General features: G+C 44.3%; 16 protein-coding genes and 1 other RNA gene. 6 read left to right on the plus strand and 11 right to left on the minus strand.

Going from position 1 to position 13,683, the window contains the following annotated elements; all coding sequences use genetic code 11:
- Window positions 1–104: 104 nt before the first annotated feature.
- A complete protein-coding gene (gene dinB, locus KHS38_RS02650) occupies window positions 105–1,286 on the minus strand; it encodes a DNA polymerase IV (protein ID WP_213486783.1) in 1,182 nt (393 codons plus the stop codon).
- Between the two features lie 61 nt (window positions 1,287–1,347).
- Here dinB and KHS38_RS02655 point away from each other — a divergent pair, with 61 nt between their 5' ends.
- From KHS38_RS02655 to KHS38_RS02670, 4 genes are all read left to right on the plus strand, one after another.
- A complete protein-coding gene (locus KHS38_RS02655; protein WP_213486784.1) occupies window positions 1,348–1,887 on the plus strand; it encodes a 2'-5' RNA ligase family protein in 540 nt (179 codons plus the stop codon).
- A gap of 159 nt (window positions 1,888–2,046) precedes the next feature.
- Window positions 2,047–2,145, plus strand: an RNA gene (ffs, locus tag KHS38_RS02660) — signal recognition particle sRNA small type.
- 171 nt (window positions 2,146–2,316) lie between these two features.
- On the plus strand, window positions 2,317–2,598 hold the full coding sequence (locus tag KHS38_RS02665) for a GNAT family N-acetyltransferase (RefSeq protein WP_213486786.1): 282 nt from the start codon (window positions 2,317–2,319) through the stop codon (window positions 2,596–2,598).
- 21 nt (window positions 2,599–2,619) lie between these two features.
- Window positions 2,620–3,612 (plus strand): YpdA family putative bacillithiol disulfide reductase, encoded by a 993-nt coding sequence (locus KHS38_RS02670; protein ID WP_213486788.1) that lies wholly within the window; start codon window positions 2,620–2,622, stop codon window positions 3,610–3,612.
- A 9-nt stretch (window positions 3,613–3,621) separates the two neighbouring features.
- Here the strand turns inward: KHS38_RS02670 and KHS38_RS02675 are convergent, their stop codons facing one another.
- The 7 genes from KHS38_RS02675 to msrC form a co-directional block, all read right to left on the minus strand.
- On the minus strand, window positions 3,622–4,524 hold the full coding sequence (locus KHS38_RS02675; RefSeq protein WP_213486793.1) for a histone deacetylase family protein: 903 nt from the start codon (window positions 4,522–4,524) through the stop codon (window positions 3,622–3,624).
- Window positions 4,525–4,541: 17 nt separating this feature from the next.
- Window positions 4,542–5,399, minus strand: a complete 858-nt coding sequence (locus tag KHS38_RS02680; RefSeq protein WP_213486795.1) for a bestrophin family protein — start codon at window positions 5,397–5,399, stop codon at window positions 4,542–4,544.
- 5 nt (window positions 5,400–5,404) lie between these two features.
- Entirely contained in the window at window positions 5,405–6,682 is a 1,278-nt protein-coding gene (gene kynU, locus KHS38_RS02685; protein WP_213486797.1) for a kynureninase, read from the minus strand.
- A 43-nt stretch (window positions 6,683–6,725) separates the two neighbouring features.
- Complete coding sequence (locus tag KHS38_RS02690; RefSeq protein WP_213486798.1) at window positions 6,726–7,232, minus strand: pyridoxamine 5'-phosphate oxidase family protein; 507 nt, start codon at window positions 7,230–7,232, stop codon at window positions 6,726–6,728.
- Window positions 7,233–7,293: 61 nt separating this feature from the next.
- A complete protein-coding gene (locus tag KHS38_RS02695) occupies window positions 7,294–7,896 on the minus strand; it encodes a DNA-3-methyladenine glycosylase (RefSeq protein WP_213486800.1) in 603 nt (200 codons plus the stop codon).
- Complete coding sequence (locus tag KHS38_RS02700; protein WP_213486802.1) at window positions 7,883–8,542, minus strand: alpha/beta hydrolase; 660 nt, start codon at window positions 8,540–8,542, stop codon at window positions 7,883–7,885. Before KHS38_RS02700 ends, KHS38_RS02695 begins: the two co-directional genes overlap by 14 nt.
- Complete coding sequence (gene msrC, locus KHS38_RS02705; protein ID WP_213486804.1) at window positions 8,542–9,018, minus strand: free L-methionine (R)-S-oxide reductase MsrC; 477 nt, start codon at window positions 9,016–9,018, stop codon at window positions 8,542–8,544. Before msrC ends, KHS38_RS02700 begins: the two co-directional genes overlap by 1 nt.
- 79 nt (window positions 9,019–9,097) lie before the next feature.
- Between msrC and KHS38_RS02710 the strand changes: the two genes are divergently transcribed.
- Both KHS38_RS02710 and KHS38_RS02715 read left to right on the plus strand, forming a co-directional pair.
- Complete coding sequence (locus tag KHS38_RS02710) at window positions 9,098–9,799, plus strand: DUF3291 domain-containing protein (protein WP_213486806.1); 702 nt, start codon at window positions 9,098–9,100, stop codon at window positions 9,797–9,799.
- A gap of 5 nt (window positions 9,800–9,804) precedes the next feature.
- Window positions 9,805–10,053: a hypothetical protein gene (locus KHS38_RS02715; RefSeq protein WP_213486813.1), complete on the plus strand. Its 249-nt coding sequence runs from the start codon at window positions 9,805–9,807 to the stop codon at window positions 10,051–10,053.
- Here the strand turns inward: KHS38_RS02715 and KHS38_RS02720 are convergent, their stop codons facing one another.
- The 3 genes from KHS38_RS02720 to KHS38_RS02730 form a co-directional block, all read right to left on the minus strand.
- The gene (locus KHS38_RS02720) at window positions 10,054–10,920 is read right to left on the minus strand and encodes a DMT family transporter (protein ID WP_213486814.1); all 867 of its coding nucleotides are present in this window, start codon (window positions 10,918–10,920) and stop codon (window positions 10,054–10,056) included.
- Window positions 10,921–11,011: 91 nt separating this feature from the next.
- Window positions 11,012–12,610: an MFS transporter gene (locus tag KHS38_RS02725; RefSeq protein WP_213486815.1), complete on the minus strand. Its 1,599-nt coding sequence runs from the start codon at window positions 12,608–12,610 to the stop codon at window positions 11,012–11,014.
- A complete protein-coding gene (locus KHS38_RS02730) occupies window positions 12,600–13,682 on the minus strand; it encodes an HlyD family secretion protein (protein ID WP_213486817.1) in 1,083 nt (360 codons plus the stop codon). Before KHS38_RS02730 ends, KHS38_RS02725 begins: the two co-directional genes overlap by 11 nt.
- Window position 13,683 lies beyond the last annotated feature (1 nt).

Consider the following 13,683-nt stretch of genomic DNA (forward strand, 5'->3'; position numbering starts at 1 on the left):
TTCAAATATGAAAAGCCATTGTTTCTAAATGCTTTTACACAACCAACCGCCTTACCACAACAATGTTTTAACTATAGATAAAATTTATAATCTTTAAGGTATACCTACTTATTAAAAAAGGGATTAAAATTTCGCTGGTTTATTTCCATACCGGCAGCACGGCATACCGTTTTATTACCATATTTAAAGTTAATGGCATCCATTGCCTTGTAAAGCTTTATCTGCTCTTCGTTGTCCTCAAATAAATTGATCTGGTAACTGCCCGAGCACAATTGGCTCAGCTTTACACCAATCAGCCTTATTGGCCGGTGCTGGTTCCAGGCCCGTTTAAGTAAGTTTTTGATGCCGGGGATGAGAATGTGCTCAGCAGATGTAAAAGAAATCTTTTCTTGCAGCGTGTGCGTTTCAAAGTTGGCATAGCGAATTTTTATTGCCAGGCAGGAAGCGAGCTTGTTTTCGCTACGTAGTTTAAAAGCCAGCTCCTCGGTCATCGAAACCAATATTGTTTCAAGTGTGCGTCGATCGGCTGTATCCGTACCGAATGTATGTTCAGTTGAAATGGATTTACGTTCACTGTGTGGGATAATCTCGCTATCGTCAATACCATTTGCTTTTTCCAAAATGTGTTTTCCGGATTTACCGAACAAGCTTTCTAAAAAACGCACGTTCACCTTTTGCAGATCTGCAATTTTCTCAATGCCGTATTGGTATAACTTTTCGCAAGCCTTTTCGCCCAGCATAGGAATTTTACTGATATTGAATGGTGCCATAAATTCCTTTTCAGTTCCATGCTTCACAAACAGCTGCCCGTTGGGCTTTGCCTGGTTGGTAGCCATTTTAGCAACCGTTTTACATGATGCCATACCAAACGAAATAGGCAAGCCGGTTTCATGCGTAATGCGCTGGCGCAGATCAGTAGCCATCTGGTAGGGATCATAATAGCGGTCCATACCGGTTAAGTCAATATAAAACTCGTCGACTGACGTTTTCTGGTATAAGGGAACTGCGTCATGGATTATTTGCGTTACCTCCCGGGATGCCTGTGAGTAACGACCATGCGTACCGCGTATTACAATAGCCTGCGGGCAAAGCCGGAGCGCCTGGCGGGTAGGCATAGCTGAGTGTACGCCAAACTTGCGTGCCTCATAACTACATGAAGCAACAACGCCTCTGTCTTCAGAGCCGCCAATAATTACCGGCTTACCAATTAGCGAAGGATTGAACTTCCGCTCAACGGATACAAAGAAGGAATCGAGGTCGATATGTACGATATATCTTTTTAGCATAGCCTAACAAAAATCAAAAAACAGATTGACAATTACTAATATTATTAGCATTTTCGTTTATATGAATTATGCCGATTACCTGTTTCTGCTCCCGCCTAATGAACATATTAAAGAAAAGATCGCCCAATACAAGCAATTTGCCGGCAACGTGATTGGGAGCTATCCGGGAATGAATGCTACAGCGCACATTTCTGTTATGCACTTATATCGCCAGAAACCCTACTTCATCAAGCCGTTTATGGAAACGATCAGGCATGGCGTAGTTGGTACTCCAGCCATTATTTTACATGTTGATGGTTTTCAGTTTTTTACGCATAAGGATGAAACCATGACAATTTACGCGGCTATTAAGCCAACCTATCAAACGGATAACTGGTTTAGTGGCCTGAAAAAGAAGTTGAAAGTCGGTAATCAACCATTTACACCCCACCTCACCATCCTGAAAACTATACCGATAGATAGTTTTTATAAAGTATGGCCTCTTTTTAAATCCCAAACTTACCAGGATAAATTCACAGTGAATCGATTATTTGTACTGGAAAAAGATAGCTTGAATAAGCAAGACAGATGGAAAATCCACGACGAAATTGCATTTCGGTAGATGTTTAGGCTTACTGTACTCACGATAATGTTGGTTAAAACAAGGCTAAGTGATTGTTAAATCACTTAGCCTAATAATTTTTCTTATTGCTTATCAGTACTTTAGTTATTTGTTTAACATTTGTTTACACACACTTCAACTTTTTTCTATCTTTGTGACGGGTAAGTCTTTTACGACCAGCTCCTCTTGAACTCCCCCAGGGTGGGAACGCAGCAAGGGTAGAGAGTTGAGCGGTGCGATAAGAGTAGCTTACCCATTTTTATTTTCTCTTTTTTAGGTTAACTCCTCACCCAAGCCTCCTTTAATACTTTTCTTTCATTTTGCATTTTAATTTTACTATCGTTATGTTAAGCTTTTGTAATAAAGTTATGCCCCGGCTAATCAATTCTGCATTTGTGATGTTATTTTTTCAAATTAGCACACTGACATATGCAGGTAAAACAAGAAATTGACGGAGACGAAGGTATATTTTACCTGGAGCAGCATGGTAAACGTTTGGGCGAAATGCGCTATACCATAATGCCCGATAAGCAAATGGATATTTACCATACCGAGGTTGACCCCGAATTGCAGGGACAACACATGGGCGAAAAGCTGGTTGAAGCCGGTGTAAATTATGCACGTGAAAATGATATCAAGATTTCACCATCATGTAGCTTTGCACGTGTTACCTTCGCCCGCAACAAACAATATCAGGACGTATTGGCCTGATTAAAACTACGAACTATCAGAATGCTGGATATCATCATTATTGGCGGAGGCCCTATCGGTTTAGCTTGTGCATTGCAAGCGCAAAAAGCAGGGTTTAACTTTGTAATACTCGAAAAGGGAACGCTGGTAAATTCATTATACAACTACCCTACCACCATGACCTTTTTCTCTACTTCAGAGAAACTGGAGATAGGCGGTTTCCCTTTTGCAACTACGCACCCCAAACCCAACCGGGCCGATGCCTTAGAATATTATCGCCGCGTAGCGCTATCGCAAAACCTGCCGCTCAAATTATTTGAGGAAGTGACCGAAGTAACGCGTTCGGATGGTAAATACCACGTTGCTACCACTAAAGGTATTTACGAGGCCAAGTATGTTATCGTTGCTACGGGCTTTTATGATATTTGTGTAAACCTCGACATCCCCGGCGAAGACCTGCCTAAGGTAAGGCACTACTATCAGGATCCGCATTTCTATACCTTACAAAAGGTTGTAGTGGTTGGGGCCAGCAATTCGTCAGTAGATGTTGCTCTTGAGACGTACCGTAAGGGTGCCGAGGTAACGATGGTGGTCAGAGGTAATGAAATTGGTACGCGGGTAAAATATTGGGTACGGCCTGATATTGTAAACCGTATTAAGGAAGGCACTATTAAAGCTTACTTTAACTCCAGCCTTAAAGCTATACGTGAATATGAAGTAGATATTGAAACGCCCGATGGCATAGTAACCATACCCAATGATTATGTGATGGCCATGACCGGGTATAAACCGAACTTCGACTTTTTAAGCAAAATAGGTATCCGCCTTTCGGAAGACGGCAAGTACATACCAACCTACAACGCAAACACTATGGAAACAAACCTACCGGGCGTTTACCTTGCCGGCGTGGTGGTTGGTGGCATGGACACGCATTTGTGGTTTATTGAAAACTCACGCATCCATGCCGAAATGATATTGCAAGACATTGTAAATAAGGAAAATCAGCGCAATGCTTATTTGCGTTATGACGATTAATTCCGCTAATTAAAAATAAAGGTCGATCGCCGTGCGATAGGTGTTGCAATGCGCTTCTACAATATCCCGTATTTGTGGCGAATAGCCGCCGCCCATGCTTACCTGCACCGGCACGCCTGCCTGCTTGCATTGTTGCAACACAAAACGGTCGCGGGCTTTGCAGGCTTCTTTACTCAGGTTAAGTTTGCCCAATTTGTCTGATGCCAATACATCCACACCTGATAAGTAAAAGATGAAATCGGGCTGCTGCTGTTTAATCAACCCAGGCACCGTTTCTTCAACTATGGCCAAAAATTCAGTATCGGTCATACCATCCGGCAGTGGTATATCCAAATCTGACTTTTCTTTTCGGTAAGGAAAATTATTGGCCCCGTGCATGGAAAAAGTGAATACGCTTTGCTCCCGTTCAAATATTTGCGCAGTTCCATTTCCCTGATGTACATCCAAATCAATGATCAGAATCGATTTTGCCAGCCCGTGTTTCAACAGGTAATTGGCTGCAATTGCCTGATCGTTCAGCATACAAAATCCTTCGCCCCAGTTACTGCCTGCGTGGTGTGTACCGCCAGCCACGTTAAAGGCTATACCATACTCAAAAGCATAATGGCAACCATCTATAGTGCCTTGCGCAATCCGAATTTCACGTTCAACCAACCGGGCCGTTAGCGGAAAGCCTATACGTCGCTGTTCTTTAGGTGAAAGTGTCAGATCTCGAAGCTGCTCCCAATAACTTTGATCGTGGGTCCACAAAATCACTTCTTCGTCAACCGGTTCAGGCGAAAAAATATTATCCTGACTAATAACACCTTCATGCAGTAACTGTGCGGGTATTAGTTCATATTTAAGCATCGGAAAGCGATGCCCTTCGGGCAACGGATGGGCGTATATGGGATCAAAAGCGATTTTCAGCATGTAAGAGATGTAAAAGATCAGGCTTCTAAAATTTCGCCGACGTGTTTTTTGATATTGGTGCTAATCTGGTCGAGCGGCAAGTCGTTTGCATCCAGACCAAAGGGATCTTCAATTTCCTCTGCAATCAGCTCCATGCTGGCCAGCACATACAACACAAAGGCAATGATGGGCACAATATAATAATGCAAATCAAACGACCAGGTTAAGGGCAGCGTCATCACAAAAAAGAAAATGAACTTTTTAATAAAGACACCATAATTGTACGGAATAGGCGTATTGCGTATACGCTCACAAGCCCCGCAGATATCGGTGAATGAGGTAAGCTCTGCATTGATGCTAAGCAACTGCTCCATGTTAATTTTTCCTGCCTTACTTAGGTCAAATGCACGCTGAATCATTAAGGAGGCAACCTGATTAGGCAAATGTTTGCCCTGCACCAAAGGCAACTTGGTTTCGTAATCTACATGATGCAGGTTGCGCAAATGATTTTTGAGAACGGCAGCATACAGTGGTATAGCGTCATTAAAGAAAGCTACATCAGCTTCGCCGCACAAATGCTTGACCTTAATAGCCAGATTGCGGCTGTTGTTCACCAAACTTCCCCACAGCTTGCGCCCTTCCCACCAACGGTCATAAGCAGAATTGATGCGAAAGGCCAATAGTAGGGACAACACAAAGCCGAGCGTTTGATGCACTACATTGGTTTTATGTATCACATTGCTTTCGGCCACATGCAGGTGGTCTATCATAATGTATGTGACTACGGCAGCATAAATACCAACGCCTATAATGAGCGGAAACAGCGCACGCAGGGTATCCGATTTGTGAAAGCGGAACAAGAAGGTAAACCAGTCTTTAGGATTGTAGGTAATCATAGCGTTTATTTTACTGCTTCAGCCAAAGCTTGTGCAGCTTCAAATACATCTGTGAACGAGTTATATAATGGAACCGGGCTTAGCCTGATTACATCCGGTTCGCGCCAGTCGCCAATCACCCCACGGCTTACCAAATGATCGAATATCTTCTTGCCGTTATGCTTACAAATTACCGACAGTTGGCAGCCCCGGCCCTGCTGGTTATGTGGTGTAATAATTCTAAACAGATCGTCACCTTGCTGCGCGTTAATCTCTTGAATCAAAAATTCGAGATAAGCGGTAAGCAGCAAGCTTTTTTGCCTTAATGCCGGTATACTACCCGCCTGTTCAAATATATCCAGCGCTGCTTTATGGGCAGCCATCAGCAATATTGGGCTGGTGCTTACCTGCCAACCCTCGGCGCCAAATTCCGGTTTAAAACCAGGCGTCATCCGGAAACGGGTATCATTGTGATAACCCCACCAACCGGCAAAGCGGTTAAGCTCAGCATCATGAAAGTGCTTTTCATGAACAAATATGCCGCTTATACCACCCGGACCAGAGTTCATATATTTATAAGAACACCAGGTTGCAAAATCAACGCCCCAATCGTGCAAGTTCAACGGTACATTCCCGGCGGCATGGGCCAAATCAAACCCCACATAGGCACCTGCCTGGTGCCCTGCATGAGCTATTGCTTTTAAATCAAAAAACTGACCGGTATAATAATTGATGCCGCTAAAAAGCACCAATGCCAGTACATCCGAATTGCGATTGATGGCATCGGTAATATCTTCGGTGTGTAAAGTACTTTCACCGGCACGCGGATGTATTTCAATAATGGCATCATCCGGCGCAAAACCATGGTAACGCACCTGGCTTTCCACCGCGTACTGGTCTGACGGGAAAGCACCGGCTTCCATTAATATTTTATACCTTTTCTTTGTTGGTTGGTAAAAGCTCACCATCAATAAATGCAGGTTTACGGTAAGCGAGTTCATTACCGTAACCTCTTGCGGCAAGGCACCTACTATTCGCGCAAGGGGCGCTTTTAATTGCTGATGATAAGTTAGCCAGGGCTGCTCTGGTTCAAACCAGCCTTCTACAGCATAATCCTGCCAAACTTTTAGCTGGCCGGCAATGTGCTGCGCTGAAGATTTAGGCTGCAAGCCTAATGAGTTGCCACATAAATAAACAGCATCTTTACCCTGATGCTGTGGTATCAGAAAAAGCTGGCGAAACAGCCATAATGGATCTTTTTCATCCAGTTGGCGGGCAAAGGCCGGTGTATTCTCAAAATTCATTAGTCAATATTACAAAAAAGGCAGCTTTAAAAGCTGCCTTTACTTATAATTCGACTTTGTCGTGTTCACCTTCTTCAAACTTTTTGCCTGTAATTTGTGATTGTATCCACTTGAACACAATGGCTACGGTACCTGCACTGTTATCCCAATACTCCGCATCCGACACATCTACACGCAGCAGTGTAAGGTTCATATCATCTAACCCTTCCGGAAAGAAGGATTGAATGAACGGATCCCACAACTCCTTCATTTTAATCCGGTTATCAACAATCTGGGCAACGCCGTTAATGCTGATATAGGTAGATGCCGAAGCATTGCTGTATGTAACGTTAACTTTATTATCGATAGAAATCTCTGCTACTTTTGGGGTAAATTCTTTAGTAAAGAACCACAAGCTGCCATCTACATCCAGCTGTGCCGTGCCCATTGGCCGGCTATGAAAACCGCCATCGGTAGTAAAGGTGGTTAGCATGGCTGTTTTAGATTTATCAATCATGCCGCGCAGCTTCTCAATATTTTCCAGTTTCTTTAAGTCGTTTTCGTAATCCATGGCTTATGTTATATTGCTGATTAGTTATATAACCCATAAAAACCGATTTTGATTGAACTTTTTAACGATTGGGCTTGCTTACGTACACGTTGCCCTTAACGTAAAAGCGGTAAGGCAGCAAAGCATCCTCTTTGGCATAAGCGACACCAATGCGAGGTACAGCAGCTATGGCATCATCGGCAAAGGTAAGCCCCAGGTCTTCTATCCAAAGCTCATCACTTTGTAAACTGATTCCGTTTAGCTTGCGGGTAATGCCCATTGCTTTGCCCACCGAACCCGGGCCAGCAGTGATATTGGGCTTTACCACAGCCATGTTACGCCGGTAAAGCATTTCATCAATACCCACTGTAGGATTAATGGCACGGATCAGCACGGCATGGGGTTGGCCATCAACAGAAGTTACAATATTGAGCATTTCATGAATGCCATAGCATAAGTAAACGTAAGCAATACCACCCTGGTGATACATGGTTTCGGTACGGGTTGTGCGCCTGTTGCCGTACGCGTGCGACGCTTTATCAATTACACCGTTGTAAGCCTCGGTTTCTACAATATACCCCCCGGTAACCACACCATTGATGCGTGTAAATAAATATTTACCAAGTAAATCGCGGCTTACTTCTACTACGTTGCTATTTAGATAATATTCTTCAGGCAGTTTCATTTTTAAGAATGGATTGCAGGATAGCACTTACCTGCTCACCTTTTTTATATGCCATATCGTGCGTTCCGCCTTGTATAATATGATCTGCATCGCAAATGTTTTTATGCGAAAAGATAAAATCGCGCGTGCCGATGATATGATGTATCTTGCAGCTGAGGGGTTTGGGTTGCCAGCGCAATACGGCGTGCATGGCCCATTTCATAAACCGGGGCGAAGTACCAGCCAGCATGCTTTTAAACAAAGCCCATTCCTGCCGGGTCATCTGCTCGAACAAAGGTTTGATGAGCGCCCCCATTGAAGTGTAAAAACCGATAGGCAATATTTTATAAACGGGTAGCCGCCTGAACAAAGCGAAGTACCACGGAATTTCATTAATCGACTTAATGCTGGATATTATAACCGCTTTATGCAGCGGTATCATGCTGCTAATCTCTACCGTCAGGATACCACCTAAAGATACGCCGATAATGCTCGAACCCGGCGTAATATGGTAAGTCTCAATTAACTTTTTGGCGTAAGTAGTTATCGAGTCGTTCTGTTCCGACTCAATCCAGTCTACATGAATAAATTCATAACCGGGCAGTTGAATTTTATCAAACAAGCGCCTATCGGCACCGAGCCCTGATATCAGAAAAAGTTTCTCCATTAGAACTGAATGAGTTTTACCAACTCTTCTAGGTACTGTGCGTCAATCTCGTCAAACTGGTCTAACTCCTCGCTGTCTACATCCAGTACACCACAAACAACGCCATCTTTAAATAACGGCACAACAATCTCTGAACGTGAAAGTGAGCTGCAGGCAATATGGCCGGGAAATGCTTCCACATCGGGCACAATCAAGGTTTTTTGCTGCTGCCATGCCGAGCCGCAAACGCCCCTGCCTAAGCCAATGCGTGTACAAGCCACCGGACCCTGAAATGGCCCCAGTACCAGTTCATTACCTTTTACCAGGTAAAAGCCCACCCAAAACCATTTAAACTGTTCTTTTAATGCAGCAGCCATGTTAGCCAAGTTTGCTGTTAAATCGGGTTCGCCGGTAATCAGCGCTTCAATCTGGGGCTGCAGTGATTGGTATTGTGCAGCTTTATCGGTGGTATGCAGTATTTTTAAGTCTTCGGCCATGGCAGCAAATGTAAATACGTTTGCTAAAAACTAAATAAGGCAAATCTCATATTTAATGTTTTATTTCGCTTTTGTAAACATGATTGTCAGTTTAACCATAGTCCGCTACCGTAAATCGCTCATTCCTTTTGCCTTACTGGCTATGGCTGTACATAGGCTTCCATTATCCCTGCAAAAAGGCTGCAGCTTTTGGAAATTATTGGGCTGTGGCAAGCGAGGCAGCTTTGATTTAACGCCCGACTGGCAGCAATGGGGCGTACTGGCAACCTGGAACAGCCGCGATGATTTTGACCAATTCTACCAAAAATCATTTATAAAAAGCTGGTGGAAAAAGCTGACTACAGAAAGCTGGACCATATTGGCTGAGCCACTGCAAGCGCATGGCCTATGGGATGGTGAAGAACCTTTTGGAAAGCCTGAAAAAACAGATTATATAGGGCCGGTTGCAGTTTTGACCCGGGCAACTATCCGGCTTAACCGTTTAAAGAATTTTTGGTCGCATGTAGATCAGGCTGCCCGGATGATGGCTACTTCGAAAGGTTTCGTTACCTCAGTAGGGATTGGTGAAGCACCGGTTTACCGGCAGGCCACATTTTCGGTTTGGGAAAGTTTAGAGGATGTAAAAAACTTTGCCTACCGCTCGCCCGAACATGCGGAGGTTATTAAAAAAACAAGAAGCGAGAACTGGTACAGCGAAGAGCTGTTTGCACGTTTTAAACCTATTGCAGCCTGGGGCACTTTGAACGGTGCCGACCCACTGCAAGGAAGAATTAAGTTTTAAAAGTTATGAGAGTAATTGCCGAAATACCCCACGCCGAATTCAAGGTATCTATCCTGAGCATGAACAATAAGTTTATCATCAAGATAGAACAAGGCGCTTTGGAGCAAACTTATAAAATACCGGATATGGATTTGACCGACGGTATAAACAGCGTTTTCGAAATACTGGATGAAGAGTTTTACAAAACCGTTGCCACACGCTTTGCCGACATGCGCAAAGATTTTAAAGACGCGTATTACCGTTATAATTATTAATCAGGCTAACTTTACTTTTCTGCGCGAATACATAAGGCCGGTAATTACCAGCAGTGCCCCTATTACACCATAAACCGTTACATGTTCATGCAATATGGTAACGGCCATTATGTATCCCAGCACCGGAGTTAAAAACATCCAGGTGCCGGCCTTTACCGGGTCTTTATGCAGCAGGTTGAGCCATAATCCGTAAGCTACAACCGAAACCGGTATAACCAGCCACAGGAATGACAGCCAGAAATTAAGATCGGCCGTCAGGTAGTTATGCTTGCTGTTTATGAGTAAGATAGGCGCCATCAGTAAACCGCCCAGGGTAATTTGCCAGGTATTGACCGCCATTTTGGGTAACGACAGGTTGAATTTGGAAAAACAGATGCTGCCTGCAGATATAGAGGTAAGGCCCAGCACCAAAGCGATAAGTCCTTTTAAGGTTGCATGGCTATTTTCCAGGTTGGGTTTGGCAGCTAATATCAGTCCGGACAGGCAAAGCACAATACCTATCCATTGATGCATAGACGGCTTCTTCTTCAAAAACAAGGCTGAAAGTAAAATTAAAATCAGCGGGTTGGCTGCCGATACGAGGCTGATTAATCCGGCAGAAACAGTTTCGATTGCAATCAGGTAACCGGTCATGTATACCGTAATATTCAGAATTCCCAATATGAGCAGCTTACCCATTTCTGAGCGGTTTGGAAAACGTACCTGTCCCCTTTTAATTACATAGGTATAGGTTAACAATATTACCGCTACCAAAGCAAAGCGCAGTACCGAAAGCAAAAACGGATCAACAGATCTTATGGCAAACTTGGTAGCAACAGTAGCGGAAGCCCAGAACAGGGCAAAAAATAAACCTTCGGCAATATCCATAATAACAAATGCGGCTCAGTTGAAACTGAGCCGCAAAGTAACGATAATAAGCGCTATAATATTAAGCGGTTTGTTAAGCCGGTATCATATCTTAATATGATGCTGGAGCCGGTTGGTTGGCTCTTACATTCACAATGGTACGGTTGATGTAAGGGTACAATGCGATAATAAGAATAACGATGACCAGTATCCAGCTGATTAAGTAATAATAATCCATCGCATACCGCAGCTGCGCCTGTGCGGCTACCGAGCGATTCACCAACCCATTTGCCAAGCGCGCGGCCTGATCGGGCGGCATGCCCCTGCCAATTAGCAGCTGGCGGTAAGAGGTTACCCTTTGTATAAAAATAGGATTGGCTTCAGATAGCTCCTGTTGAAAACGATTGAAGTGCGTGCTGCCTTTCTCTAACTGAAAATAATTAATAAGTGCGATGCTGCTGCAAAAGCCCGTAAACCTGAAAAACACCCCGGTAGCCGAGGCTGCACCACCTAAATGCATAGGCACAGATGATACCATGAAAACGATGAGCGGTGTCATGAGCAAACCGGCACCCAGCCCTTGCACCATGAGCGGGATGATGTAAGTTTCGGCATTGGCTTGCGACGCAAACAAAAACCGCATCCACAAATGGAACAGCAGCAGCAGCACAAAGCCATATAACCATACCAGACGCATCGGCTTTTTCATCACAACCAGGCGCGACGATACAATTACGCCCAGTACGATACCCGCCATATTGGCAAGCAAAATATAACCTAAATGTATAGGGTCCATCCCCATAGCACTGGCAAAGTAGCCAGATGTTATATTGAACGCCCCGCGGCAGATATATAGGATAAATACCAGAAATGCGCCGATAACGTAATTTTTATACTTGAAAACCTCTAATGATAAGTATGGCCGTTTCAATTTTGCCTGCCTTACCACATGCAGCGCAAGCAACAACACAATAGCCACTACGCTTACAGCAATGCGGGTATCGTGCAACCAGTAATATTGCTGCCCGTATATAAGCACATAGCCAATAAGGCATAATGCAAGCGCATAAATAATAAAGCTGGCCCAATCAACCTGGTATAAAGGAAACTTACGGTTTAGCCGCACGTTGTTCATAATTAAAAACAACAGCAGGGTACCCGGCAAGTAAAAGAAGATAATGCCTTTGTACAACACGTTAAAATCATAATCGTCCAGTATAGGCGCTGTGAGTAACGTTGTCAAGGGAGAAATCATCAGCAAAATACAGTAAAATACCGAGTAGCCAATTTCACGCGCACGTTCTCCATGCAGCCTGTTAAATATGAGTGTAATGCAAATGCTGGTTGATGCACAATTGGCCATGCCCTGTATAAACCGGAATATAAAAAGCTCGTGCAAATTATGCGTGGTGTAGCAAATGTAGGAAGTAATAATCTGCACAATAGTACTGATAATCAAATACTCTCTTACCGCAATAAAGATGAAGAAACGCCGCTCCAACGCAAAAAAGCTGGCTACGGCAGCATAAAATATTACCATGGAGTATTGTACATCGGCGGGTTCAATGCCGTAGTAGCCCGCTGCAGATGCACCGTTTGCGGTAGATAGCCCAAACAATGCCATTGAGGGTATCACTACCATCAAAATAACGCCCCTAATTAACCACTCGGGAGCCCATGTTTTAAATACCGGTGTCGGCTTACTGTCCATTTTCTCCCTGCTCTTTCCGCACTATTACATTCGCATTCATACCCGCACGCAGTGGGTCTATCACCGCTGTGCTTTCGGTAAGCCGGATACGTACCGGTATGCGCTGTACAATTTTCACAAAGTTGCCGGTTGAGTTATCGGGCGGCAGTAACGAGAAGCGTGAACCGGTAGCCGGCGAAAGCGAAATGATGGTTCCTTTAAACTTACGCCCCGGATAAGCGTCCGTTTCAATTTCGGCAGCTTGGCCGATGCGCATATGGCGTACCTGGGTTTCTTTAAAATTAGCTATGACCCATTTACCGGCCTCCTGGTCTACAATGAAAGCCAGCGTTTGCCCTGCCTGTATGGCTTGGCCTTGCTGTATAGTGCGGCGGCCCATTTTACCGTTGTACGGTGCGGTAATGATGGTATAGCCAACATCCAGTTTGTGACGATTTACAACAGCCTGGCGTCTTTTAACCTCCGCCTCCAAAACTGCTCTTTGCACACGTGTATCATTTACGCGTGATAAGGATGTCTGATAGTTTTCAACCGCCGACTGGTATTCTGACCGAGCTACGTTCAAGGCAGTCTCTACATTTTCCAGCTGTTGTTGGGTAGCAGATTCCGCTTCATACAAGCGCTTGTAGCGTGCATATTCTTGCTGCTGATGCCACAAGCGGGCTTTAGCTGCCGCTATTTGCGATTGCGTTACCTGCGATGCATTGGCTGTGGTTTGCACATTACTTGCTAAAGCTTTTAACTGAGCATGGGCATTTGTAAGCGCTGCCTCGGCCTCGGCCTGTTGCAATTCATATTCGCTGTTGTCAATAACAATCAGCGTATCTCCTTTTTTAACGTCCTGGTTTTCTTCATAACGTATTTCGCGTATGTAACCGCTCACGCGTGAGGTAATCGGGTTAATATATTCTTCAACCTGTGCATCGTTGGTTTCTTCGTACAGGTACAACTGCCATAAAGATATGGCTCCCCATACAGCCAGTGCTACCAGTATAGCGCCGGCTATCCAGGCGCTGATGCGGGTAATCAGTTTATCGGTACGGGTGTATTGATTAGAGGTGGTGGTACTCATA

It is taken from the genome of Mucilaginibacter sp. Bleaf8, assembly GCF_018390515.1.
GTDB lineage: Bacteria > Bacteroidota > Bacteroidia > Sphingobacteriales > Sphingobacteriaceae > Mucilaginibacter.